We start from the raw sequence: 26,197 nt of genomic DNA on the forward strand, positions 1-26,197 counted from the left end.
TTTCTCATCACCTACTCTTTTCCTACTCATTCAATAAATAATGCTTTCCTTTTACTAAATAAAATACATTCTCAGCAATATTGGTAACATGGTCTGCTACACGCTCAATATATCTTGCAACAAAGGATAGTTGTGTAATTTGTGTAATCGCTTCTGGTTGTCCAGGGATAGAGGAAATAAATTCACGAATCGCCTTCCCATAAATTTCATCAACTGAATCATCCATTTCAGCAATTTGTCTAGCAAAAGTTAAATTTTCTTGCTCGTATGCTTCTAATGCTAAATTTAACATTTTATGAGCAATCTCAAACATTTCATCAAGATTCTGCAAGCTAACAACCACTTCTTTTTCTCCAAGACGAATTGTTGATTTCGCAATATTAACAGCGTGATCTGCAATTCGTTCTAAATCTGTCGCTGTTTTAATTGAAATGAAAATTCTTCGTAAATCACTTGCTACAGGCTGCTGCTTTGTAATAAGCATAAGTGCAAGGTCATTTATTTCTTCTTCTAAATTATCCATGCGATAATCACCATCAATGACCTCTAATGCTTTCTCTACATCTCTTTTGTGAAGCCCTTCCATAGCAATCAATAAAGCTTCCCTTGCTAATTCACCAAGTTCAACTACCTTTTGTTGTAACGTCTTTAAATCATATTGAAACTGTTCTCTTACCATTGCTTCTTCCCCCTCAATATTATGTGCATTATATATAAATCCCCTCCACAGCCTCTTGTACGTTTATTAAGCCTTGAGAAAAGAGAAATATTACTCCCCTATTTAAAATGAGGTGAAAGTGAGGAATGCCCTCTATTAAGAGGACATTTCCTCTTAGCCTTACAACGATATCAACCAAATCGTCCTGTAATGTAGTCTTCTGTTCGCTTATCTGCAGGTGTTGTAAATAATTTATTTGTATCTGTATATTCCACAACTTCTCCACTTAAGAAGAAGGCAGTTTTATCTGAAATACGTGCTGCTTGTTGCATGTTGTGCGTTACAATAACAATACTAAAATCTTTCTTTAACTCCTGAATTAGTTCTTCTACTTTTAATGTTGAAATTGGATCTAACGCTGATGTTGGTTCATCCATTAAAATTACGTCTGGCTCAATCGCTAAGCAGCGTGCAATACATAGACGTTGTTGCTGCCCACCAGATAAACCATATGCATTATCGTGCAAACGATCTTTTAACTCATCCCAAATGGCTGCTCCGCGCAAGCTTTTTTCAACGATTTCATCAAGTGTTTTTTTGTCACGAACACCATGAATTTTCGGTCCATATGCTACATTTTCATAAATAGATTTCGGGAATGGATTTGGCTTTTGGAATACCATACCCACATGCGTACGTAATTCTTCAACGGGATATGCTTTATCGAATATATTTCGTTCTCTATATTCGATAACTCCCGTAGTTCGAACGATAGGTACTAACTCTACCATACGATTTAACGTTTTTAAGTATGTTGATTTCCCGCAACCACTTGGACCGATAATCGCTGTTACTTCATTCTCATGAATACTTAAGTTGATATCTTTTAAAGCATGGTCTTCTCCGTACCATAAATTTAAATTTTTCGTATCAAACACTACTTTTTTTGGTGCTGCCTCAATCTTCTTCTCATTTTTCACCTGTACATTTACTACTGTTGCTACCATTTGAATTCCCCTTTCATCCACTTCCAACTTATTTTCGATTTCGTAACCATAAGACAAATATATTTATAAAGAGCAGCAATCCTAGCAAAACAATCATCCCAGCTGCTGCTACATACTGAAATTCCTCTTGTGGTCTACTCATCCAATTAAAAATTTGAATTGGTAAAACCGTAAATCTATCGAACATACTAAACGGAACATAATTTGCAAATGCAAGTGCCCCAATAACTAACAACGGTGCTGCTTCTCCGATTGCTCTCGATACCGCTAACGTACATCCTGTTAAAATCCCTGGCAAAGCTACTGGCAGTACAATTTGATACATCGTTTGCCATTTCGTAGCACCTAATCCGTAAGAAGCTTCTAATAAGGAACTTGGTACAGATCGAATCGCTTCTTGGCTAGCCACAACAACTGTTGGTAAGACGAGTAAACTCATCGTCAGTGCCGCTGCGATTATACTCTCTCCCAAATGGAGGGCGTATACGAAAATAGTTAATCCGAGTAAACCAAACACAACGGAAGGTACTCCCGCTAATGTTTGATTATTCAATTCTATTAATTTTTTAAAAACGGACTCTTTCGCATAATGCTCTAAATAAAGAGCTGTTCCGACCCCAAATATAAAAGAGACCGGTATAACAATACTCATAAATAATATTGTCCCTGACAAAGCAGCAGCAATCCCAGCTTCTTTCGGATTACGTGAAGCGAAGTTTGTAAAAAAATCTATTGAAAGATAACTCATACCTTTTTCAAAAATTTGAAACAATAAAATAAACAGAATTACGATTGAAAACAAAATCGCTATATAAAATAATGATTTGTAAATTCTATCTTTTAAAAAACGTGATGCCATATTTTCTTGTATTTTTTTATGATCTAACATTCGCATATTATGTCACCCTCCTAAAACGGCGCATAATATACTGCGAAATGATGTTCATAATAAAAGTAAACATGAATAAAGTCGCACCTACAGCATACATGCTGTAATAAGTAAGCGTTCCATGCGGAGCATCCCCTAAACTCACTTGTACAATATAAGCTGTTAATGTTTGAATGGAATGAGTCGGATCTATCGATATATTAGGTGTTGATCCAGCTGCAATAACAACAATCATTGTTTCACCAATCGCCCGAGAAGCTGCCAATATAATCGCTGCCATAATGCCCGTAAAAGCCGATGGAAATACTATTTGTTTTACCATCTCAAAACGAGTTGCCCCTAGCCCTAGTGAAGCTTCTTTAATTCCTTTCGCTACAGCTCTCATTGCATCTTCAGAAAGCGAGGCAACCGTAGGTACCATCATAAATCCAATCACAATGCCTGGGCTAATAGCATTAAAAAACTGCAAATCTGGTATGATCCGTTGTAAAAGTGGCGTAACAACTGTTAATGCGAAAAAACCATATACAATTGTTGGGATACCTGCTAGTAGCTCTAACAACGGTTTTAATATTTTCCGAGCACCATTTGAAGCATATTCGCTCAAAAATACGGCACACCCTAAACCGATAGGAATTGCTACAACCATAGCAATTGCTGTTACAAGAATTGTTCCACATATAAGTGGTAATATACCGAATTTAGGATCTTCAAAAAAAGGTAACCATTCTTGCTCCGTCAAAAAGGAGTATAATGATATTTTTTGAAAAAACATGATTGTTTCATTAGCCAACGTAATAATAATTCCAAGTGTCGTCACTATAGACACGCTAGCAATTATTTTTAGTAATAACGGAACTATTCGATTGATTCGCTGCGCTTTTTTTCTTCTATTTGTATTTCTCTCAATCAAATGTTGTACAGAAAATGTAATTTGACTTTTGTCATTATGAGCCAAAGATGAAAACCCCTTTCCACCCTGACATTACCTTTTTATTTCTGTTAACATCCGCAGCTGTTCATTGTATTTTTCTTTTGGCAATTTTACATATCCGACCTCTTCAGCGAGGTTGCCAACATGTTTAATCATAAACTCAACATAATTTGCTACATTCATTTTATTTCGGATAGATGCATCATTTACATAAGCAAATAGCGGTCTAGCTAAAGGCTTATACGCACCTGACTGAATGGTCTCTTTCGTTGGAAATACACCATTCACCTTTATTGCTTTCACCTTATCTTGGTTAGCCATATAATAAGCATATCCTACAAAAGCAATGGCATTTTTATCATTCATTACCCCTTGCATAATCACTTGATCGTCTTCAGACAAAGAGACCGTTTTTACAAGGCGACTATTTTGTAAGACAACATTTTGAAAATAATCATAAGTACCAGAGTCTACGCCTGGCGCATAAAATTTAATTTGTTCACGTGGCCATGATGAATGAATTTGCGACCATCGTTTTGAACTTCCATCTTCACCCCATAGTAGACGTAACTCGTCTATCGTTATATTGTTTACCCACGTATTTTGACGATTCACAACAATCGTAAGACCATCATAAGCAACCTCAAATGGCGTAAATTGAATGGAATTTTTCTTCATTGCATTTTCTTCTACACGCTTCATCACTCTCGAAGCATTGTTTATATCTACTTCTCCTTTACTGAAGCGATTAAATCCTCCTCCTGTCCCAGAAATGCTAATAGAAATTTTCACGTTTGGATGAGCCTTTGTATATTCTTCTGCTACTGCCTCTATAATAGGAAAAACCGTTGAGGATCCATCAACTCTCACTTCTCCCATTTCATTTGTAGCGAATGCAGTAGACATGTTATAAAAAAGAATACATGCCGATAATGTCAAAATCTTAATCGATACACTCATCCATTTCACGTGTTCTTCCTCCTAGAAGTAACCGGAAATAACAGGATTACAGATATAAGAATACTGCTAAACTATTAATTCGGTTTTAATTGTTTGTAAAAGTTTTGTAAAGTTCCACAAAAACAACTGTATACACAAACTTGATTTTCATTTTTGTACTTTAGATGCAGTAAATTTTCTAATCATCCATACAACTGCCATCTCCTAGTACATAAGACGAATTTAAAGCGTGTGCACCAATCTTGTTGTGTTCATCTTTTTTGAAACTACATGTTTCTTCAACATTTTACGCTTGTCCACATTTACTAAACCATATGCATAAAGCATAAAAAAAAGCACACTATCTTTTCAGATAGTGTGCTTTTTTTACAGCTTTTTTATTCATCATCTTGTGTATTATTTTTTTTCTCTTTTTCATCTTTTGGAGCTTCACCAGTTAATGCTTGTTTTTTCAAATCATAGTAAGCGTCCATAATTTCACGACCGATATATCCATTGATTCCTGTTTTATCATCATGTACCCATGGCACAACAACAGAAAATGCTACTTCAGGGTCTTCAAGTGGCGCATAACCTACTAATGTTAAGTTATATGTTTCAATACGCTCACCTTTTGCATTTCTACCAATCTCTTTATCTCCGCCATATACAGTTTGAGCTGTACCTGTTTTCCCAGCAGCTTTATATGGTGCGCCTGCAAAGTATTTCGTAGCTGTACCACCTGAATCGTTATACACTTGTCTAAATCCTTCTTGAACACGTTTAATTTGCGATTCAGGCATATCAACGCGATTTAATACTTTCGGTTCCATGGATTGAACAACTTTTCCAACTTCCTCTGGCTTCGCCGATGGCTCACGAATTTCCTTTACAACTTGAGGTTGCATACGATATCCACCATTTGCAATCGTCGAAATATATTGCGCTAATTGAAGAGGTGTATACGTATCATACTGTCCGATTGCTAAATCTAATAAGAAACCTGGTTGATTTCCTCTACCCATTTGACCAGCCGTTTCATTTGGTAAATCAATACCTGTTTTTACACCCAGCCCAAACTGACCAAAATAATAACGCATCGTATCAAATGCTTTTTGCGGGATATCTAAAGTACCGCCTCGTACGTATGGAACCCCTGCAATATTCATCGCAGTTTTAAACATATAAACGTTAGAAGACATTTTTAACGCTGTAAGGTCATTAATATACCCCATCGTTTTCCAAGATGACTTCGTAGGTGTCCCTTTTAATTTAATCGGTTCATCTAACAGTACGGATCCAGGTTGAATTGCACCAGTTTGATATCCCGTAAGTACTGTCGCACCTTTTACAGTTGAACCCATCGGATAAGAACTTGTCATCGTTCCTAATGCGAAATCTTTTACTTTCGTTTCGCCGCCCTCATTCACTAATTGTTTCCCCGCCATAGATAAAACCTCACCATTTTTCGGGTTCATCATTACAACGAATGCGCGGTCTAAAAGAGGTTCGCCCCCTTTAAATCTCATTAAGTTTTTCGCAAGAATTTCTTCTACGCGCTTTTGTAATTCCATATCGATTGTTAAATTCAGGTCGTTACCTCGTTGTCCTTGTGACACATTAATAGTTTCTAAAATATTACCATCTTTATCTGTAACATTTCTAACTTCAGCTTTTGTGCCATGTAAGCTATCTTCATATTGTTGCTCAAGGTAACTTTTTCCTACGCGATCGTTACGATTATAATCGCGAACAAGATAGTAATCTAATCGCTCTCTCGGTAACCCTTCATCAGAAGTCGTTACACCACCAAGTACACTTCGGAACATATCATCATACTTATATTTTCGTTCCCAGTCGACATTTGTATCTACACCTGGCAATTTCGCCAAATTTTCACTAATAATCGCGTATTCTTCTTCTGTTGCACCTTTTTTAACGATTTGCGGCGTCATTGCATATCCGCTTTCCATCTTACTTTTGATCGCCAATATTTCTAAATCTTTTGCTGACAGTTGATTAATCTCTTCTTCTGTTACACGATTTCGTTGACGTTCATCTAGTTCTTTATCGTCAATTTTATTCACTTTAAACTCTTCACGATCTTTTTTTGTGATTTTTGCCTCTGCTTCTTCTTTATGTAAAGCAAGCCAATAGTCTTTTTTATCGCGATCCGTTAACTTATCTGTCGGGACTTCAATTAAATCTGCTAACTTTTTCGCTGTTTCTAAGCGATCTGCTGCAGTTGATCCCTTCATTTTTGTAAATGTAATTGTACGAATAGGCTCATTATCTACGACCGCTTCTCCATTACGATCAAATATTTTCCCACGCGGTACAGGATTACTTATCGTTGAATTTTCTTTCTTCTCAACTTCATTTTTATATTCCTCACCACGAACAATTTGTACGTATCCAAGTCTTACAATAACCGCGGAGAACATTAAAAACACGCAAAAAAACAACACGTTTAACCGAAAGGGAACGTGGGTCTTTGTCTTTGTCTGGTTCTTTTTCTGCTTCTTGCTCATACAAACCCCCTCTACCAACAGCTATGTAATGTGAAAGGGACACCTTCATACAGGTGCCCTCACTGCTGTCTTACATCTTTTTCTATTCTAGCATAAAACACACGATAAGTTAACCTTCTGGTTCAGTTTGATTCTGTGTGGTTTCTTGTGCTACAACGCTGGTTTTGTTCACATTTCCCTCATCATATTTGACATTTTTAACCGCAAAATAAATAAGGAAATGTCCAGCTCCTAAAATACATAGTAAGAAAGGTAAGCTTTTTTCAGGTGGAAAGAATATAACAGCACATAAAAAACTTAAAATGGAACAAATTCTTCCAGCATTTAACCATAATTCCCTGACCACTACATATTCTACACGCCATTCTCTCGCCTGTTTTGCTCTACCAATTACATCGTATGTCATGGAGCCGTACGGAACGAGTAAAATGGGATATGCAACCGCAATACATGCTGCATAAATAAGTAATTTCGTATATGTAACATTGAAAATAACTAAAAATACAACCGCGTATAAAATAATACCACCGAGTAAAATTGCTTTTTTTCGCCATTCTTTCTTTAACATACGAGCAACTAAATAATAGCATACAAATGATACTGCAGAATTCACTAAACTATATTTCCCTAGTGCTAACTCGCTACCAGATGCTAAATAGACGTATACCGAAATAACGAAAATAAACGTTCCTTCTCTTAAACCTTGGAAGAAATGAGCGCGTGTAATTCTTCCCCAGTTTTCATCAACTCGCCGCTCTTTCAATACTTGTACAATTTCATAGCGCCCTTCACATTCTCTCTTTGATAAAAAAAAGCTTAAAACAACTGCAATCGCAAATAGCATTAACGAGAGGAAGAAAACGACAGTATAACCACTCCATTTTTCCATACGTGAAATTGTATATCCGGCTGCTATTGGCCCAATCATTCCAGAGAACGATGTAAGAAGTCCGAGAAAACCATTAAAAAAATCTCTTGTTTCTGGTTCTGTAATCTCAAAAGTCAACAAGTTAAATGCGAGCCAATAAAAACCATAACCAACTCCCAAAAGAGCTCCCATTAGTAAAATATAGTGAGAAGCACTTTTTCCCGCTACTAAAACGACGATAAAAAAAACAGCTAACGTGCCTACACCTATTCGTAATAAAATTGAACGATCAATACGTTTCGCTAATTTTCCGCCTACAAGAAATGTTAGGGGTTGCAATACCACGCTGGCCAAATTATACAAGCCTAGATTCACATAATTTTGTGTTTGCTTCCATAAATAAATGTTTACAAACGTATTCGATAAAGAAATTGCGAGCGTGTATAAACCTCCTATAACGAGCAATAATACTAAATCACGATTCACTTCAACATCACCAATTACATGTTTCCACTTCATACACAACTCTCCTTTACTTCATGTTCTAGTCTTCCAAAGACAAGCTCAATTATGTAAAAGGAGAGCATAGAAAAAAGCTAAGAGAAAACTCCTAGCTTTTTTCTAGCTGTATTAACTTTAATTATTTTGCTTCTTGGTAAAGTTTTTCAGCAACGTTCCAATCTACAACGTTCCAGAATGCACCGATGTAGTCAGGACGACGGTTTTGGTAATTTAAGTAGTAAGCATGCTCCCAAACATCTAAACCGATAACTGGAGTTTTACCTTCAGTTAGAGGAGAATCTTGGTTTGGAGTGCTTGTTACTTCTAACTCACCATTGTTTACTACTAACCAAGCCCAACCAGAACCGAAGCGAGTTGCGCCAGCTTTTGCAAATTCTTCTTTGAATGTATCGAAGCTACCGAATTTCGCTTCAATCGCAGTTGCAAGTTCACCTACTGGTTGTCCTCCGCCGTTTGGAGATAGGATTGTCCAGAAGAATGTATGGTTAGCATGTCCGCCACCATTGTTACGTACTGCTGTACGGATTGCTTCAGGTACTTCGTTTAAGTTTGTTACTAATTCTTCAACGCTTTTGTCAGCTAATTCTGCATGACCTTCTAAAGCAGCGTTTAAGTTTGTAATATACGTGTTGTGATGTTTTGTATGATGGATGTTCATTGTTTCTTTATCAAAGTGAGGTTCTAAAGCATCGTACGCATAAGGTAAATTTGGTAATTCGTGTTTTGCCATTGTTATATTCCTCCCGGTTTATGTATTGTCACTACATATGTGACATACAACTTCATTCTACCCTAATTGCCATAGGGTGCAAACAAATAAATCACATTGTCTTGCTATCATTAAAGTAGCAAAATTCCCACTTCTTTTCAATTAAAATGCTCATATATTCCGTAAAAAAGCTTCCTTCTACAAGGAAGCTTCCTGCCGACATAATAAACATGCGAAATGGATATGGACCCTGTAGGACTCGAACCTACGACCGGACGGTTATGAGCCGTCTGCTCTAACCAGCTGAGCTAAGGGTCCACAATTATGTATGTAACATTAAAAATAACTAAATTCCCATCGGATATATCGTTTGAGAAATGTAAGATAAATTTACCATATACAAAAGAAAAGTGTCAATTGTATTTTTCTCTCCTAAAAGAAGAAAATTAAGTAAGAAGAAATTTAGTCCTCTCTACTATATGTAAATATAATATATCTTGAGCTTCTCTAGATTCGTACGTTACAATGAATTTATACATACATAAAGGAAGTGAATCTATGTCCATTTTTAAACAGCTAGCAAAAAGCGTATATTCGCCTAAAGATATGGCGCTTTTCCGTTTTCAAAAAATCGGTAAAACCATTTTGTATATTATACTTCTTTGCCTAATCACTACTATTCCAAGAACTTTCTTGTACGGTAGCGTTATCCAAGATGGTGTTAACATGGTAAATAAAGTGATTGAAAAAGATTTACCTGATTTCAAAATTGAAAATGGCGAACTAACAGCTGATATTGACCAACCTATCGAAAAAGAAGATGGAAATGCCCTTTTCGTATTTGATCCAAATTCAACAGACTTAGAAAAATATCAAAATAAAACAGGTTTATTCGTTTTAAAAGATAAAGTAGTCTCCATGGGAAATGGCCAAACACAAACATACTCTTATAATGATTTATTAGGTGCATCTCTTGAAAAGAAAGATTTACAAGATTTCATTTCGTTATTTGACAGTATTTATCCAATCTTACTATTCGTTATTGGGTTCTTACTGTACTTGTTCCAATTATTTATTACCTTTGTAGGAGTTACATTACTTGCCTTCATCGGTTCTGCAATGAGCGGTCAACGCAAATTATCTTATAAACAAGTTTGGACGTTAACTGCTTACAGCTACACAATTCCAACGATCTTCTTTATGGTTATGGATTTATTCAAAATAAACGTACCTGGAGCAACATTCATTTACATTGCAGTTGTTTTAATCGTTCTATACTTAACAATTAAAGAAGTTCCAAAACCAAAAGATAAACAAGAACTATAAAAAAATGCCTAAATAGGCATTTTTTTTTTGGACAAGCATATATTCCTAGCAAAGGAGTGAAGGATATGAAGAGATTAGGTGTACTCTTATTCGTGCTTGTCCTCGGCTATATATTTTATTACGACATTAAAATCGGTACTTTACCGATGTTAAGTTCATACAAAAAAACAACAGCTGCCGAAACGATAAAAAAAGAAAATGCAGATACAAAGCAAAATAACGAGAAAGAAACAGAAAAAGAAACGGATACAGCTTATAAAGCAATTGAAGTAAAAACTGGTGATACAGTCCTTTCTATTACAGAAGCGATCAATAAGAAAAAAATTCCTTCTATTGAAAAAGTAATTGATGATTTTAAACAATTAAATAAAAATACATCTGCTACAAAAATCCAAATTGGAAAGTCTTATAAATTCCCGTTATATCAATAAGCCATCACTTAATCCTTGTCAATTACATAAAGGCGCTGATACAATAGTAAAAGCGAAACCGAGTACTTTGGTTTCTATAGCCCTTTCTCACACATACTATCATTGATGTAAGGGACTAAAATAAGAAACTTCTTTTATAAGGAGAGCGATCTACTCGTGAATGAAATGACTCATCGTACAAAAACACGTCCAGTTAAAGTCGGTAATTTAACAATTGGCGGTAACAATGAATTAATTATACAAAGTATGACGACAACAAAAACACATGATGTTGAGGCTACAGTTGCTGAAATTAAACGTTTAGAAGAAGCAGGCTGTCAAGTCGTTCGTGTTGCTGTTCCAGACGAGCGCGCAGCAAATGCTATTGCTGATATTAAAAAACAAATCAACATTCCACTTGTTGCTGATATTCATTTTGATTATCGCCTTGCTTTAAAAGCAATAGAAGGTGGCATTGATAAAGTACGTATCAATCCAGGTAATATTGGACGTCGCCATAAAGTAGAAGCCGTTGTAAACGCAGCGAAAGAGCGCGGCATTCCAATCCGTATCGGCGTAAATGCAGGTTCATTAGAACGTCACATTTTAGAAAAATATGGATACCCAACTGCTGATGGTATGGTCGAGAGTGCACTGCACCATATTAAAATTTTAGAGGACTTAGATTTCCACGATATTATCGTATCAATGAAAGCCTCTGATGTTAACTTAGCAATTGAAGCATATGAAAAAGCCGCTCGCGCTTTTGATTATCCATTACATTTAGGTATTACAGAATCAGGAACTTTGTTTGCTGGAACTGTAAAAAGTGCTGCTGGTCTTGGAGCAATTTTAAATAAAGGTATCGGAAATACACTACGTATTTCTTTAAGTGCTGATCCAGTGGAAGAAGTAAAGGTTGCACGTGAACTATTAAAGTCATTCGGTCTTGCATCTAATGCCGCAACACTTATTTCTTGTCCAACTTGTGGTCGTATTGAAATTGACCTAATTAGCATCGCTAATGAAGTAGAAGAATATATCTCTACACTTCAAGTTCCAATTAAAGTTGCGGTACTTGGCTGCGCTGTAAACGGTCCTGGTGAAGCTCGTGAAGCTGACATCGGTATTGCTGGTGCACGCGGAGAAGGTTTATTATTCCGTAAAGGGCAAGTTGTTCGTAAGGTACCAGAAGAAACTATGGTAGAAGAACTGAAAAAAGAAATTGATGTAATCGCTGCTGAAATGGCTGCCGAACGAGAAAAAGAAAAAGAAAAACAAGAACAATAAAAAAGACGGTTGCCCACAATTTTTGTGAGCAACCTTTTTTACATTTAAATTAAAAACTCGTCAGTTAATAACCGACGAGTTCTCTCATTTTGCACATTTTGGACAACGACCATATATTTCGAACTTATGTCCCGTTACCTCATAACCTTTAAAATCTTTATTCATAAAATCCATTGGGCAAGAAGTGATTTCTTTCGTACCACCACAATCTAAACAAATAAAATGATGATGATGTTCCATAATAGAGCACGTAAAACGAAAATGTTTTTCACCATTTAATTCCGTTTGCTCTAAAACTCCAATTTCAGCGAATACCGTTAAGTTACGATAAATCGTATCGAAACTAAGTCCTGGATAATCATCCTTCATATGCTCTAAAACGTCTTTCGCAGTTAAATAACGATTATGTGCCGCGAATAGCCTTAGCATCTCTTCCCTTTTCCCCGTATGTTTATATCCTTTTTCCTTCATTAGGCGTAAAGCTTCTGTTAGATTCATACCTATCCCTACTTTATGCAGTTTTTTTCTTCTTCCATAAAATCGCACCGATTAAAATAAGAACCGCTATCATAACAATTGTACCACCTGGTGCTAGATCAAGTTGATACGAAGCAAACATTCCACCAATTACTGCAATTTCACCAAATAAAATAGAAAAGAAAATTGTTTGTTTAAATCCTTTTGCAATACGAATACTTGCTGCAACTGGTAACGTCATTAAAGATGATACGAGAAGAACACCTACAACCCGCATTGATACCGCAATTACAAGAGCAACTAATATAATGAAAATAAAGTGAATCCACTTTGCACTCAAACCGGTTGATACAGCGTATTCCTCATCAAATGATAGTAAAAACAACTCTTTGTATAATAAAACAATCGTTATAATTACTACAATTGCTACTATACCAATAATAATTAAATCCGCACTTGTCACAGCACTTACACTACCGAATAAATAACTAAATAAATCCGTATTGAATCCATTAGCAAGTGAAATGAAGATAACTCCAATCCCCATTCCTGCTGAAAGTATAATCGGAATTGCTAACTCTTGATAATGTTTATATACAGTACGTAATTTTTCAATTAGCAATGCTCCACCGATTGAAAAAAACATTCCCATATATAAGGGGTTTAAAAACCCACCGGTAAAGATTGTCTTTTCAAGTAATAAACTTGCTGCAATTCCCGATAACGTCACATGACTTAACGCATCTGCAATAAGCGACATACGACGAATTACAACGAACACGCCGATAAGCGGTGCGACAAGCCCTATTAAAACACCAGCGTATAAAGAATTACGTAAAAAATCATATTGTAAAAAATCCTGTATCATTATATCCTCCCGTGATGCCCATGTTCATGTTCTAAGCGATGAACATGATGTCCATATAAAATCGACATTTCGGCATCTTCTAACTCTCGGAATTTCTCTACATTCCCATGGAAATGTAGATGCTGATTTAAACATGCAACATGCGTCACCTTCTCTGTTACAGCACCCATATCGTGCGTAACAAGAATTAACGTGATCCCTAGCCTTTTGTTTAAATCCTCTAGTATCTCATAGAAGCTTTCCACATTTTTCACATCAATCCCAACAGTAGGCTCATCCAAAATAAGTAATTCCGGATCACTTACAAGTGCACGAGCAATAAATACACGTTGTTGTTGTCCACCAGAAAGCTCTCCAATGTTGCGACCTTGAAACTCGCTCATCCCTACATCAGCAATCGCTTTTTCTACTTTCACCTTATCGTCTTTCGTAAAGAAGCGAAAAAGACCTTTTTTGGAAACAAGCCCCATTGAAACAACTTCAAAAACAGTCGCCGGGAAACCTGAGTTAAAGCTATTTGCCTTTTGAGATACATAACCAACTTTATTCCACTCTTTAAACTTTTTACTATCAATGCCAAACAATCTAATACTTCCTTGCTTCGGCTTTAAAACACCCAATAAACATTTAAGTAAAGTCGATTTCCCTGAACCATTCGGTCCAACTAAACCTAAAAAAGCTCCCTTCGGAACTTGCAAATTAATATCTTCTAACACATTTCGATCTTCATACCGAAACGTAAGTCCTTCTATTTCTAATATATTATTCATTACACATCACCTATTTTAATTCAGAATGATTCCGATTTATCTCTATTTGAATTATAGTACAGCTTATTATAGTTGTAAACCAATCTGCCCAAAATATATTCTTTATTTCCAGAAACCTTACTATTATAACAAAAAGCAGAGAAAATTTCTCTGCTTTCAAAAGATATTGGAATTAATTTTTTAGTGAATCGCTGATTTAAACTTACCGCCATTCGTCTCTTGCGTACTCATAATCGTAACAAAGGCATTTTCATCAATTTCATGCACAATCGACTTTAACTTCGTCACTTCAAGACGCGTTACAACTGCATAAATAACTTCTTTTTCTTTATCTGTATAGCCACCTTTAGCAACAAGTTTTGTTGTTCCACGGCCAAGGCGGTGTAAAATTGCATTTGATACTTCTTCATATTGATCTGACACTATTAAAACCGCTTTCGTTTCGTCTAATCCTTGAATTACTGTATCAATTGTTTTGAATGCGATATAGTACGTCATAACAGAATACATGGCCTGTTCAACACCAAATACAAATGCTGCCCATGCAAAAATGAATAAATTCACAAACATTACAAATTCACCAACAGAGAAAGGTAATTTCTTCGTTAATAAAATCCCCATAATTTCTGTTCCGTCCATTGATCCACCATGGCGAATAACAAGCCCTACACCAAGACCTAAAATAAGCCCTCCAAAAACTGTTGCTAAAATTGGCTCAGTTGTAAATGGCGGGACAGCGTGCAACGTCGATTCAATAAATGCTAAAGCAACGATTCCGAACGCAGAAGATAACATGAATGTTTTTCCAATTTGTTTATAACCCGAGTACATAAACGGAATGTTAAGGATAACAACTAAAGTAGAAAAACTTAACCACCAAATATTAGGAGTAAGATAATCTAATATAAGAGAAACACCAATAATTCCACCATCAATAATTTTATTTGGCATTAAAAATAGTTCAATCGCTACCGCCGCACACGCTGCTCCAAAGAGAATCATAACTAAGCGATATATAAGATGAATAACACTTTCTTTTCGATGTTGCTTTTTTTCCATAAGTCCTCCTTATACTCTTTATCTATAGTTTTGTTCTTATATTATAGCATAAGCTTCTTTTTCACATGGAAAAAACGAAACTCTATAAGAATATATACAAGCTATGTGCACATATATTTCGATAGTAGAACGTGTGAAGGAGGACAACACGATGAACCTCATCAAACAAATTGTTAATAAAAAATTAAACCATATTTCTACAAAAGAGCTATTAAAATATAGCAAAGAATATGAAGTTCCAATTACAACTGCACAAGCTGATAAAATTGTTGTACTTATGAAAGGAAAGAATATTAACATTTACGATAATGACGAACGACTAGAGCTCTTAAAACAAATAGCAAAAGTAACCTCCCCTGCTACTGCCCAACAAGTAAATACTTTATTTCAGCAACTACTAAAATAAGGAGGGGAAAACCCCCTCCTTATTGTGCTTTAATTTTTTCAAGAATCCCTTCATCAAAAGTACCATTCTTCAGCATTTCGATTTCTAATTTATATGGTGGCTTCTTGTCTTTTTTATCTTCACCTACATACGGCGTTTCAAGAATTTTTGGTACATTTGTAAGTTGTGGGTGATGCACAATATGATGTAGCGCCTTATATCCAATATGACCAAAACCAATATTCTCATGACGGTCTTTTCCGGCTCCGCGTACATTTTTGCTATCGTTAATATGAAGTACTTGTAAACGGTCTATTCCAACAATCTTATCAAATTCGTTTAATACACCGTCAAAATCATTTACAATATCATAGCCTGCATCGTGTGTATGACACGTATCAAAACATACAGATAACTTTTCATTATATTTTACGCCATCAATGATTTTCGCAATTTCTTCGAAGCTACGACCGCACTCCGTTCCTTTTCCTGCCATTGTTTCTAGCGCAATATTAACTGTTTGTTCTGGCGTTATTACTTCATTAAGCCCTTTAATAATTTGTTGAATACCAGCATCTGCCCCTGCACCAACGTGAGCTCCTGGGTGAAGAACAATTTGTCTCGCCACACCTAACGCTGCCGTTCTTTCAATTTCCATACGAAGGAAGTCAACACCTAATTGAAACGTCTCAGGTTTCGTCGTATTCCCAACATTAATAATATAGGGAGCATGGACGATAATTTCTTCAATACCGTTCAGTTCCATATGTTTTCTTCCTGCTTCTATATTCAATTCTTCAATTGGTTTTCTTCGTGTATTTTGCGGTGCACCTGTATAAATCATGAACGTTGTTGCACCGTACGAAACAGCCTCTTCACTTGCTGCTAATAACATCTTCTTACCACTCATTGAAACATGAGATCCAATCTTTAACATACAATCACCTCTTCAATATACAATAGATATAATGATAGCATAATTTGTAGAAACATGTAGTGAATTGTTTGTTCGCAAAAAAGGAACTACACAAATTTATATGACTATTTAAACAAGCTATACTCTATATTTAACTTAACTAGATTAGGCGAAACTTTAATCAATATTTTTCTATCCTTACTGAATACACGCTCTCACAAATAGCGTGATAAAAAAAGATAAGGGAAAATCCCTTATCTTTTTTTATTGCTATATTTTCTCTTAACTTTATCACGTTCTGTTGCAAGTTTTCGTTTATAGTTTGGTTTTACTTTCTTAGGCTTTTTAACAACCTTTGTTGCCATAACATCTAGCCCATCATTTGGTTTTTTACGGCTCTTACGACGACGACGGTCACCTAAATCCGCCCACTCATCTCCGCGTAAATCTACATGCTTAAACTCGATATGACGTTGTTTTTCCAAACTATCTAACGCTTCTTCATTTGCTGGATCATAAATTGTCACTGCAATACCTGAATGACCCGCACGTGCAGTTCTTCCAACACGGTGAACGAAGAAATCTAAATCTGATGGAAGTTCATAGTTAATAACATGACTAATTCCTTCAATATCAATACCGCGTGCTGCTAAATCAGTCGCAACAATATATTGGAATTCAAGATCACGAATTTGTTTCATCATTCTTTTACGATCACGTGGTGATAAATCTCCGTGAATTCGTCCAACTTTTAAGCCACGCTCTGTTAATCCATCAGCAACTTGGTCTGCCATTTTCTTCGTGTTAGTGAAGACAATTGCTAAATACGGCTTAAATTGAAGCAACATCTTGTTCACTAAATCAATTTTGTTACGATGTCTAGAAGGCACTAAATAATGCTCAATATTTCCAGCCGCAACTTGTTTCGGATTAATATGAATATGCTCTGGATTCTCCATATATTTCTTCAAAAATGGTTTTAATTTTTGAGGAATTGTTGCAGAGAAAACTAGCATTTGTAAGTTTTTAGGCATACGTCCTGCAATTTTATCTACATCTTGAATGAATCCCATATCAAGCATTAAATCTGCTTCATCGACAATAATAGTATTTGCTTTATAAACAAATAGCGCTTTTTCTTCTACTAAGTCTTTAATACGTCCTGGTGTTCCAACTACAATATGAGGTTGTTTTTTCAACTTTTCAATTGATCGTTGTTTATCAGTTCCACCAATTAAACAACGTGCTGTAATCATTTGATCTTCTGCACAGAACTTTGTTAATTTCACGATTTCTTCGTAAATTTGTTGTGCTAACTCACGAGTAGGCGCTGTAATAACAAGTTGTACTTCTTCACGACTTGCATCAATTCTGTTTAATGTAGGAAGTAAGTATGCATGGGTTTTCCCAGAACCTGTTTGGGATTGTCCAATTACACTCACACCTTTTTTCACAACCGGGAAAATTTTCTGTTGAATTCCTGTCGGCTCTGAAAAGCGTAGTTCACGAACTGCATCTATTAAAAATGGTTTAAAATCATACTGTGTAAAAGTTTGTAGTGTCATAAGTTACACCTTCTTTCTAAAATTTCTACTGCGCGCACAAATCAAGTCAAGTCTACATTATATCGAAATCTACAAGTAAAATCCATCTTTAGTTTAGGTTTTTACTTCAAAAACTAACCTTCTTCCCTTTCATTGCATATTGTATGTGTATATACCTAACTGAAGAAAGGAGGATTTCCCACATGTTTCCGAAATCCCCTATAAGACAAATGTACCCGAATCGAGGACAACAATCTTACACACCATATCCGATTCCACAACTACCACCGATGGCTCAAAAAAAGAAAGGTTTCCTTGCTAAACTCTTTAAAAAACACGATCCAACCGAACCTTTCATGCAAATGGTCCCTCCTTATCGACAAATGGAAGGGCCACCGATGATGCACCAACAACCGCCGCACCAATATCAACAGCAACAGCCATACCAACAACAATATACACAACAATATCAACCATACATGCAGCAATATCCTCAACAGATGATACCACCTCAAATGTATGAATCAAATGATACACGTGGTGCTGCGTCAGCTACAACTGCAGCGGCATCTAGCAGCGGCATCGGTAGTTTTTTTTCAAATTTAATTACGAACCCAACTAATATGATAAATAATATCGAAAAAGTATCCCAAGTTGTTCAATCTGTAGGGCCTGTTGTCGAGCAATACGGTCCAATTATGCGTAGTCTACCAAGCATTGTTAAAATCCTCACCTCTGGAAAAAGCACGGAGGAAAATCAAACTGAAGATGCAACAGAACAGGTTGAGGTAGCAACTCCACCTCCTCCAAAAAGGAAACGAAAACAAAAAAAAATAGTGCTTGAACCTGTAATAGAAAAAGAAGTTCCGAAAGAACCCGTTCAACAATCAGCAACAAAACCAAAACTATATGTGTAACAATCCTTTGTTTTCTATCCACTCCTCCTTTATAATGTAATGGACTATGCACAAAAGTATCCCTTGTTTAGAAGGAGAGGATTACTCACATGAAGATTGTTAAAATTTCCCCTCGTGGTTATTGCTACGGTGTTGTTGACGCAATGGTTATTGCACGTAACGCCGCATTAGATAAATCATTACCGAGACCCATTTATATTTTAGGTATGATTGTTCACAATAAGCATGTCACAGATGCTTTCGAAGAGGATGGCATCATTACATTAGACGGTCCAAGTCGATTAGAAATTTTAGATAAAATCGATTCTGGTACTGTTATTTTTACTGCTCACGGTGTTTCTCCTGAAGTTAAACAACGTGCAAAAGAAAAAGGTTTAACGACAATCGATGCAACTTGTCCAGATGTTACAAAAACACATGACCTTATTGAAGCAAAAAAAGCTGAAGGATACCATGTCATTTATATCGGCAAAAAAAATCATCCAGAACCAGAAGGCGCGGTTGGTATTGCACCTGATATCGTTCATCTTATCGAAAGAGCTGATGATTTAGAAACACTAGAAATTCCAACGGATAAAATTTTAGTTACGAATCAAACAACAATGAGTCAATGGGATGTTCAACATTTAATGGAAGACATTCAGAAAAAATTCCCAACAGCAGAATTTCACAAGGAAATTTGTTTAGCAACTCAAGTTCGCCAAGAAGCTGTCGCTAAACAAGCTGATGTTGCAGATTTAACAATTGTTGTCGGTGATCCGAAAAGTAACAACTCAAACCGTTTAGCACAAGTATCACAAGAAATCGCTGGTACGAAAGCTTATCGTGTTGCGGATGTAAGTGAAATTCAATTAGAGTGGCTACAAGGTGTAGAAAACGTAGCTGTTACAGCAGGTGCTTCTACTCCAACGCCAATTACAAAAGAGGTTATCGCTTTCTTAGATCAATATGACCCAATGAATCCGGCTACGTGGGAAAGAATTCGAAAAGTACCACTTCAAAAAATCTTACCTCGTGTAAAAGTGAAAAAAGAACAATAATAAAAACCGTTGCCTATATGAGCAACGGTTTTTATTTTTCTTATACAAATGTGAATGGATCTGTATGTAACTGCGAAGCATGAATTTGTACATTGAATTTCTTCGCATCTACTTTTTCTTGCAGTTGCTTTTGCACACCTTGCTTCATTACCTTTTCAACGTTATGTCCTGGGTCAACTATATTTAAACCGAGCATCATCGCATCATGAGCGACATGGTAATACATGTCACCTGTTACATATACATCTGCCCCTTTAAATTTCGCTTGGTTTATATATTTATTACCGTCTCCACCAAGTACAGCGACTTTACGCACTTTATCATCTAACTTGCCGACAACTCTTGCGCCCTTCACATCTAATGATTGTTTCACATGTTCAGCAAACTGTCTAAGTGTCATTTCTTCTTGTAAATAGCCTATTTTTCCAAGCCCTAACGTTTCACCTTTATTATCAAGAGGATATACATCATATGCCACTTCTTCGTATGGGTGAGCTACCAACATCTCTTTCATAACTTTTCTTTGTAGTGAAGCTGGAATTATCGTTTCGATACGTACCTCGTCCACACGTTCTAACTGCCCAGTTTCCCCGATATAAGGATTTGTTCCCTCCTGAGGTACAAACGCGCCTGCTCCCTCACTACTGAACGTACAGTGGCTATAATTGCCGATATGACCAGCGCCTGCGTCTCCTAATGCTTTACGAACCTCTTCTGCATGAGTTACTGGCACAAACACAACAATTTTTTTCATTTCTTCTGCGTATGTCGGAGCTAATACTTCTGTATTTTGTAATCCTAACGCATCAGCAAGTAAATCATTTACCCCACCCTTAGCAATATCTACATTTGTATGTGCTGCATAAATCGCAATATCATTTTTAATACACGCTTCAATAATTCTTCCGTACGCCTTATCTGTATGAATCGCTTTTAATGGACTAAAGATTAAAGGATGGTGCGCTACAATGATATTCGCTCCTAATTGGATTGCCTCGTCCACAACTCCCTCCGTTACATCTAACGCGATTAGTACGTGCTGCACAGGTTTATTAAGTGCCCCAATCTGCAGGCCGATTTTATCCCCTTCCATCGCTAAATGCTTCGGATACATACTTTCAAATAAAGAAATAACCTCATGACCATTTGGAATTTTACTCATGATAAAATCTCCCCTATCATTTTCATTTTCGCTTCTACTTCTACACGTTTCGCTTTTGTTTCTTCAGAATCTGCTGCACGTTCTAATTGTTTTAAGATATTTTGGAAGTTTTTCAATTCTCCTTCCCACTTTTCAACAAAAGCCTCACCTTTTTCTTTTATTAAAAATGGACCCATAAATAATTCAGCTTGTTTATTATCTGAGTAAGATTCTGCAATATTTCCTCGTTCCCCAACTAAAATTTCGTAAATTTTCCCGTCTTCTTTTACGATTTTTTCATGGATAAGCTCCCAGCCATTTTCAATAAACCATTCACGAATGTGATGTGCTGCAATGTTCGGCTGTAAAATTAAACGTGTTACACCTTCTAATTTTTCTTTACCACTTTCTAAAATGTCACGAATTAGTGCTCCACCCATACCAGCAACTGTAATCACATCTACTTCCCCTGGCGCTATAACAGCTAATCCATTCCCTTTACGAACGTCTACTTTATCTTGTAAGCCACTTTCAGCTACAGTTGCTTGCGCAGAACGAAACGGCCCATCCACAACTTCTCCTGCAACTGCTTTTGTAGCAATATTATTTATTATTGTATAACACGGTAAATACGCATGATCCGATCCAATATCAGCTACTGTAGATCCTACTGGAATCTCGCGCACAACTTCTTCTAATCGTTTTGAAAGCTTTACTTCATTCATGTATTTCCATTACTCCTTCTCTTGTCAGTCTGTCTCCATGATAATGAATTTATAGTTGTTGTTGCAAGCCCATAACAACAATTCCATTCTCTATTACTCATCGTATTTTAGAAAGTATAGAAAAACAAGCCTTTTGCACAAAAGCAAAAGGCTTGTTTTTCTATACTTTATTTTTTCTGTGATAACCAATCAGCTACTTTAGCCGCTTGATCAGCCGGAACTATATTTGGCGGCATGTTTCCTTTTCCTTTCGAAAGAATTTCTTTAATTTCATCCTTTGAAAGTTTCCCACCAATTTTTTGTAAATTAGGTCCTACCGCTCCTTGTAACTGATCACCGTGACAGCTCGTACAGCTTTGCTTTACAATATCCTCTGGCTTTGATGCTGTTTGCGCTGGTTTCCCACCATTTTTTGCATCAGCTAACTCTTTAGATTTATTTAGCCCCTGAAATGAAAATACAAACATAACGATAATACCTAATGCTGCAATAAGAGCGAACGGAATCAACGGATTACGTTTCATATCTCTTCTCCCCCCTCTATACCCCTAAATAGTTAGATGATTCAGTCATTTTTATTGTACTTGAAAACGTTCTATCAGAAAAGAGTAAACTAACATTTGTTAAAAATATTCCATAAATTCAGTTTATTGATTTTCACTATTATATCGCATATTATTTCGATAATTACTAACGTTTCTCATCATATTTTTTACTTTTCTACATATTATTTTGTATATAATAAACAAAATAAATCGAAAAATCGAAAAATGAGCATTTGCAAATCAAAAGACAATTCTGTAAAATAAATTACAAGAAATTGTAATCGTTGCCGATAGCTAAATTTTAACAAAAATTAACAAAATAAAAAAGTTTACTTCACAAAAGTGAAGTAAACTTAAAGGTAGCCTATTCTAAGAAATCCTTAAGACGCTTACTACGGCTTGGATGTCTTAATTTGCGAAGTGCTTTCGCTTCAATTTGACGAATACGTTCTCTCGTTACGCCGAATACTTTCCCAACTTCTTCAAGCGTACGAGTTCGTCCATCATCTAAACCAAAACGAAGACGCAGAACATTTTCTTCACGATCTGTTAGTGTATCTAACACATCTTCTAATTGTTCTTTTAGCAACTCATACGCTGCATGGTCCGCAGGCGATGTTGCTTCTTGGTCTTCAATAAAGTCACCTAAATGGGAGTCATCTTCTTCACCAATTGGTGTTTCAAGAGAAACTGGCTCCTGTGCAATTTTTAAAATTTCGCGTACTTTTTCTGGAGCAAGATCCATTTCTTCACCAATCTCTTCAGGAGATGGTTCGCGTCCTAAATCTTGTAATAATTGACGTTGTACACGGATTAACTTATTAATTGTTTCAACCATATGAACTGGAATACGAATTGTTCGCGCTTGGTCTGCAATCGCACGTGTAATAGCCTGGCGAATCCACCACGTTGCATACGTACTAAATTTAAAACCTTTACGGTAATCGAACTTTTCAACTGCCTTAATTAAACCCATATTTCCTTCTTGGATTAAGTCTAAGAAAAGCATACCACGGCCCACGTAGCGCTTTGCAATACTTACTACAAGACGTAAGTTTGCTTCAGCAAGACGGCGTTTTGCTTCTTCATCGCCTTCTTCAATACGTGTCGCAAGTCGAATTTCTTCTTCTGCAGATAGTAAGTCTACACGACCAATTTCTTTTAAGTACATACGAACAGGATCATTGATTTTCACACCTGGTGGCACACTTAAATCATTAAGGTCAAATTCTTCTTCCGTTTTTGTAATTTGGCGATTATTAGGACCTTCGTCGTTGTCATTGTCACCAACTAAGTCAATCCCTTGTTCACCTAAATATTCATAGTATTCATCCATTTGATCGGATTCAATTTCAAATCCATTCATGCGTTCTGCAATCTCTTCATATGTAAGAACGCCACGTTTTTTTCCAAGCTCAGTGAGTTGTTCTTTCACTTGCTCAAGGGTCATTTCAGTTTCAATTTGTTTAGAACGAGCTGGTTTGTCAGCCATCTGTTCCCCTCCTTACGCGAGATACAAACATTCATTATACTAAAATTTTATCAAAAAAGCTATTTTCTTGCTTTTTGATTTTGTAAATATGCCACATAATATTTAGCAGCCTCTACAGGATCTGTTTTTTCCATTTGTTTTACTTTAAAGATGATTTCCATCTTTTCAAGTTTTTCCTGATGACGTTTGAGCGTCTCCAAATGACCTTGCAACACTTCTTCTGTGTATTCTGGATTAATAAATTCATCCGTCGAAATATCAGTGATAATATTTTTCAACTTTTCATCAGAGAGCCAACTTAAAAATGTTCCGACTGAAGGTTCATTTCCCTTTTCATAATATGCGTATAGTTCATATAAAATCCCTTTATGTTCTTCTGTATGAAAATCTTCTATATGGGGTTCCATACGAACAGCCACTTCTGCACTTTGCAACATATGGTAAATAATTTCTCTTTCTGCCCTTTCAAAACCTGTTAACTTCGGTTTCGTTTGAACAATTTGAGATGGCTTAGAAACCTGCTTTATTTGTTTTTGCTGTACCTTTTGTTCTTTGCGATATTGGTGCAATTGATTCAAAAGTGTTTCCATTGAATACGAAAATTCTTGCGATAATGACTTTAAATATGATTCAGCCTGCATCGCATCCTGTAGCAATGATAACTCTTTTAAAACACTTTTTACATATTCTTCTTTGCCAGACTCATCTTGCAAATTTTTCCCTAAACGCAAATAATTTATTTTGAAACCAACAAAACTTATACTTGATTTCACAAGATTTTCAAAAGCAGTTGTCCCATATTGTTGCACATATTCATCAGGATCAAGCTTATCTGGCAAGGGTGTGACTTTCACTTGGCAACCAACTTGCAATAACAACCGCCCTGCTTTCATCGTCGCTTCTCGCCCTGCTTTATCACCATCATAGCAAAGAACAACAGTTTCAACGTTACGTCGCAGAAGTTTCGCTTGTTCTTCAGTTAAAGCTGTTCCCATTGTCGCAACAGCTTCTTCCACACCACTTTTTACCGCGGCTAGTACATCGGCATATCCTTCAAAAAGGACAACCTGCCCACGTTTTCTAATAAACGGCCTTGCTTGGTGGAAATTATACAACAACTTACTTTTATGAAAAATTGGTGTTTCAGGACTATTTAAATATTTCGGAGTATCATCTCCTAGCGCCCTTCCACTAAACGCTATCACCTTACCTTGTAAAGTGTAAATTGGAAACATAACCCTTCCACGGAAGCGGTCATAATGACTACCATCCTTCTCGCTTCTTATAAGAAGACCGGCTTGTTCCATACTAGATAGCGAAAAACCTCTTTTTTGCAAAATTTTTGTCGCTGCATCCCAAGCTGGTGATGCATAACCAATTTCAAACTTCTCAATCATTTCTTTTGTAATACCACGTTTTAATAAATAAGAAAGTGCTTCATTTCCTTCTTCTGTATTTACTAATAAATGGTGATAATACTTTTTCAAAAGTTCATGAGCCTGTTGCATGATGACAGTGTCATCAGATATGTTTTCTTGTTGTCCTTGCCCTGATGTATATTCTGCAACTGCAATTCCATTTCTTTCACCCAGCTTTTGAACAGCCTCGGTGAAAGCAAGTCCTTCCATTTTCATAAGAAAAGAAAATACATTTCCACCTTCTCCACATCCGAAGCAATGAAAAATTTGCTTATCAGATGAAACAGAGAACGAAGGGGAATTCTCACCATGAAATGGACAAAGACCGAAATAGTTACGCCCCTGCTTTCTAAGTTGAACATACTCACCTATCACTTCGACAATATCGGATGACGTCCGAATCTGTTCAACAACTTCTTCGGGAATTCTGTTCCCCATAACTCCATCTCCGTGTCGTATTTTGTATTCGATATTAATTACAAGATTCCTTTATAATTCGACAATATTTTTTCTAAATTTATTAGAAAGTGCTGTCGATCACGTTGTGTAAACTATTTTGGGCCTTTTGTATAAGCCCCTTGCCTGCGTAACTTCACAAATACATACCTACTATATAAAATTGTATCCATTTGCTCATCTTTTACAAATGTACTTCGTGGAGACAATACATGTACTCCTTTTTTCAAAAGAAGACTAGCAAGCCACATATCCTATGTGATCACGAAATCTGTAGCTTTGGCATGTTGATAAATATAAAAACCGACTTCATCTTGCTTAAAATCTACATAGACCCAATTATCTTGCTGTTTTCTTAAAC

General features: G+C 36.3%; 26 protein-coding genes and 1 tRNA gene. 6 read left to right on the forward strand and 21 right to left on the reverse strand.

The annotated features are described in order from the left end of the window. Window positions 1-22: 22 nt before the first annotated feature. The 9 genes from phoU to LUS72_RS21180 all read right to left on the reverse strand — a co-directional run bounded on the left by phoU (window position 23) and on the right by LUS72_RS21180 (window position 9,375). Window positions 23-679, reverse strand: coding sequence for a phosphate signaling complex protein PhoU (gene phoU, locus LUS72_RS21140; RefSeq protein ID WP_097830678.1), 657 nt, complete (start codon window positions 677-679; stop codon window positions 23-25). Window positions 680-849: 170 nt separating this feature from the next. Beyond that, the gene (gene pstB / locus LUS72_RS21145) at window positions 850-1,665 is read right to left on the reverse strand and encodes a phosphate ABC transporter ATP-binding protein (RefSeq protein WP_097830677.1); all 816 of its coding nucleotides are present in this window, start codon (window positions 1,663-1,665) and stop codon (window positions 850-852) included. A gap of 28 nt (window positions 1,666-1,693) precedes the next feature. After that, complete coding sequence (gene pstA, locus LUS72_RS21150; protein WP_097830676.1) at window positions 1,694-2,560, reverse strand: phosphate ABC transporter permease PstA; 867 nt, start codon at window positions 2,558-2,560, stop codon at window positions 1,694-1,696. A 1-nt stretch (window position 2,561) separates the two neighbouring features. Next, window positions 2,562-3,512 carry a phosphate ABC transporter permease subunit PstC gene (gene pstC / locus LUS72_RS21155; protein ID WP_264448233.1) on the reverse strand — a complete coding sequence of 317 codons (951 nt, stop codon included), beginning with the start codon at window positions 3,510-3,512 and terminating at the stop codon, window positions 2,562-2,564. A 27-nt stretch (window positions 3,513-3,539) separates the two neighbouring features. After that, window positions 3,540-4,457, reverse strand: a complete 918-nt coding sequence (locus LUS72_RS21160; protein ID WP_098361906.1) for a PstS family phosphate ABC transporter substrate-binding protein — start codon at window positions 4,455-4,457, stop codon at window positions 3,540-3,542. Window positions 4,458-4,825: 368 nt separating this feature from the next. Next, a complete protein-coding gene (locus LUS72_RS21165) occupies window positions 4,826-6,958 on the reverse strand; it encodes a peptidoglycan D,D-transpeptidase FtsI family protein (RefSeq protein WP_264448234.1) in 2,133 nt (710 codons plus the stop codon). A 109-nt stretch (window positions 6,959-7,067) separates the two neighbouring features. Next, window positions 7,068-8,345, reverse strand: coding sequence for an MFS transporter (locus tag LUS72_RS21170; protein ID WP_097830672.1), 1,278 nt, complete (start codon window positions 8,343-8,345; stop codon window positions 7,068-7,070). 121 nt (window positions 8,346-8,466) lie between these two features. Next, window positions 8,467-9,078: a superoxide dismutase [Mn] gene (gene sodA, locus LUS72_RS21175; RefSeq protein ID WP_071771673.1), complete on the reverse strand. Its 612-nt coding sequence runs from the start codon at window positions 9,076-9,078 to the stop codon at window positions 8,467-8,469. A 223-nt stretch (window positions 9,079-9,301) separates the two neighbouring features. Further along, window positions 9,302-9,375 (reverse strand) — tRNA-Ile (locus LUS72_RS21180). 240 nt (window positions 9,376-9,615) lie between these two features. Here LUS72_RS21180 and LUS72_RS21185 point away from each other — a divergent pair. The 3 genes from LUS72_RS21185 (at window position 9,616) to ispG (ending at window position 12,083) form a co-directional block, all read left to right on the forward strand. Beyond that, window positions 9,616-10,383: a DUF1189 domain-containing protein gene (locus LUS72_RS21185; RefSeq protein WP_097830671.1), complete on the forward strand. Its 768-nt coding sequence runs from the start codon at window positions 9,616-9,618 to the stop codon at window positions 10,381-10,383. A 65-nt stretch (window positions 10,384-10,448) separates the two neighbouring features. Continuing rightward, on the forward strand, window positions 10,449-10,814 hold the full coding sequence (locus LUS72_RS21190; protein WP_097830670.1) for a hypothetical protein: 366 nt from the start codon (window positions 10,449-10,451) through the stop codon (window positions 10,812-10,814). A 165-nt stretch (window positions 10,815-10,979) separates the two neighbouring features. Further along, entirely contained in the window at window positions 10,980-12,083 is a 1,104-nt protein-coding gene (ispG, locus tag LUS72_RS21195; RefSeq protein WP_165616075.1) for a flavodoxin-dependent (E)-4-hydroxy-3-methylbut-2-enyl-diphosphate synthase, read from the forward strand. 84 nt (window positions 12,084-12,167) lie between these two features. Here the strand turns inward: ispG and LUS72_RS21200 are convergent, their stop codons facing one another. The 4 genes from LUS72_RS21200 to LUS72_RS21215 all read right to left on the reverse strand — a co-directional run bounded on the left by LUS72_RS21200 (window position 12,168) and on the right by LUS72_RS21215 (window position 15,257). After that, on the reverse strand, window positions 12,168-12,581 hold the full coding sequence (locus tag LUS72_RS21200) for a Fur family transcriptional regulator (RefSeq protein ID WP_071747162.1): 414 nt from the start codon (window positions 12,579-12,581) through the stop codon (window positions 12,168-12,170). Between the two features lie 13 nt (window positions 12,582-12,594). Next, entirely contained in the window at window positions 12,595-13,428 is an 834-nt protein-coding gene (locus tag LUS72_RS21205) for a metal ABC transporter permease (protein ID WP_000613830.1), read from the reverse strand. After that, a complete protein-coding gene (locus LUS72_RS21210; RefSeq protein ID WP_097830669.1) occupies window positions 13,428-14,198 on the reverse strand; it encodes a metal ABC transporter ATP-binding protein in 771 nt (256 codons plus the stop codon). Before LUS72_RS21210 ends, LUS72_RS21205 begins: the two co-directional genes overlap by 1 nt. A 180-nt stretch (window positions 14,199-14,378) precedes the next feature. After that, window positions 14,379-15,257: a YitT family protein gene (locus tag LUS72_RS21215; RefSeq protein WP_097830668.1), complete on the reverse strand. Its 879-nt coding sequence runs from the start codon at window positions 15,255-15,257 to the stop codon at window positions 14,379-14,381. A gap of 151 nt (window positions 15,258-15,408) precedes the next feature. Here LUS72_RS21215 and LUS72_RS21220 point away from each other — a divergent pair, with 151 nt between their 5' ends. Then, window positions 15,409-15,663 (forward strand): DUF2624 domain-containing protein, encoded by a 255-nt coding sequence (locus LUS72_RS21220; RefSeq protein ID WP_097830667.1) that lies wholly within the window; start codon window positions 15,409-15,411, stop codon window positions 15,661-15,663. A gap of 19 nt (window positions 15,664-15,682) precedes the next feature. Here the strand turns inward: LUS72_RS21220 and LUS72_RS21225 are convergent, their stop codons facing one another. Continuing rightward, a complete protein-coding gene (locus LUS72_RS21225) occupies window positions 15,683-16,579 on the reverse strand; it encodes a deoxyribonuclease IV (RefSeq protein ID WP_097830666.1) in 897 nt (298 codons plus the stop codon). 233 nt (window positions 16,580-16,812) lie between these two features. Beyond that, a complete protein-coding gene (locus tag LUS72_RS21230; protein WP_097830665.1) occupies window positions 16,813-18,123 on the reverse strand; it encodes a DEAD/DEAH box helicase in 1,311 nt (436 codons plus the stop codon). A gap of 182 nt (window positions 18,124-18,305) precedes the next feature. Between LUS72_RS21230 and vrrA the strand changes: the two genes are divergently transcribed. Both vrrA and LUS72_RS21240 read left to right on the forward strand, forming a co-directional pair. Next, window positions 18,306-19,019 carry a VrrA/YqfQ family protein gene (vrrA, locus tag LUS72_RS21235; protein ID WP_097830664.1) on the forward strand — a complete coding sequence of 238 codons (714 nt, stop codon included), beginning with the start codon at window positions 18,306-18,308 and terminating at the stop codon, window positions 19,017-19,019. Window positions 19,020-19,108: 89 nt separating this feature from the next. Further along, the gene (locus LUS72_RS21240) at window positions 19,109-20,059 is read left to right on the forward strand and encodes a 4-hydroxy-3-methylbut-2-enyl diphosphate reductase (protein WP_097830663.1); all 951 of its coding nucleotides are present in this window, start codon (window positions 19,109-19,111) and stop codon (window positions 20,057-20,059) included. Between the two features lie 40 nt (window positions 20,060-20,099). Here the strand turns inward: LUS72_RS21240 and LUS72_RS21245 are convergent, their stop codons facing one another. From LUS72_RS21245 to LUS72_RS21270, 6 genes are all read right to left on the reverse strand, one after another. Beyond that, window positions 20,100-21,221: a Nif3-like dinuclear metal center hexameric protein gene (locus tag LUS72_RS21245; protein WP_264448235.1), complete on the reverse strand. Its 1,122-nt coding sequence runs from the start codon at window positions 21,219-21,221 to the stop codon at window positions 20,100-20,102. Beyond that, entirely contained in the window at window positions 21,218-21,925 is a 708-nt protein-coding gene (locus LUS72_RS21250; RefSeq protein WP_097830661.1) for a tRNA (adenine(22)-N(1))-methyltransferase, read from the reverse strand. The genes LUS72_RS21245 and LUS72_RS21250 overlap by 4 nt, the downstream gene beginning before the upstream one ends. A 167-nt stretch (window positions 21,926-22,092) precedes the next feature. Continuing rightward, window positions 22,093-22,449, reverse strand: coding sequence for a cytochrome c550 (gene cccA, locus LUS72_RS21255; RefSeq protein WP_097830660.1), 357 nt, complete (start codon window positions 22,447-22,449; stop codon window positions 22,093-22,095). Between the two features lie 385 nt (window positions 22,450-22,834). Next, the gene (gene rpoD / locus LUS72_RS21260) at window positions 22,835-23,962 is read right to left on the reverse strand and encodes an RNA polymerase sigma factor RpoD (protein ID WP_000764062.1); all 1,128 of its coding nucleotides are present in this window, start codon (window positions 23,960-23,962) and stop codon (window positions 22,835-22,837) included. A 59-nt stretch (window positions 23,963-24,021) separates the two neighbouring features. Continuing rightward, on the reverse strand, window positions 24,022-25,818 hold the full coding sequence (gene dnaG, locus LUS72_RS21265; protein ID WP_097830659.1) for a DNA primase: 1,797 nt from the start codon (window positions 25,816-25,818) through the stop codon (window positions 24,022-24,024). A gap of 113 nt (window positions 25,819-25,931) precedes the next feature. Further along, a complete protein-coding gene (locus tag LUS72_RS21270) occupies window positions 25,932-26,045 on the reverse strand; it encodes a hypothetical protein (protein ID WP_097830658.1) in 114 nt (37 codons plus the stop codon). Window positions 26,046-26,197 lie beyond the last annotated feature (152 nt).

This window comes from Bacillus cereus (assembly GCF_025917685.1).
GTDB lineage: Bacteria > Bacillota > Bacilli > Bacillales > Bacillaceae_G > Bacillus_A > Bacillus_A cereus_AT.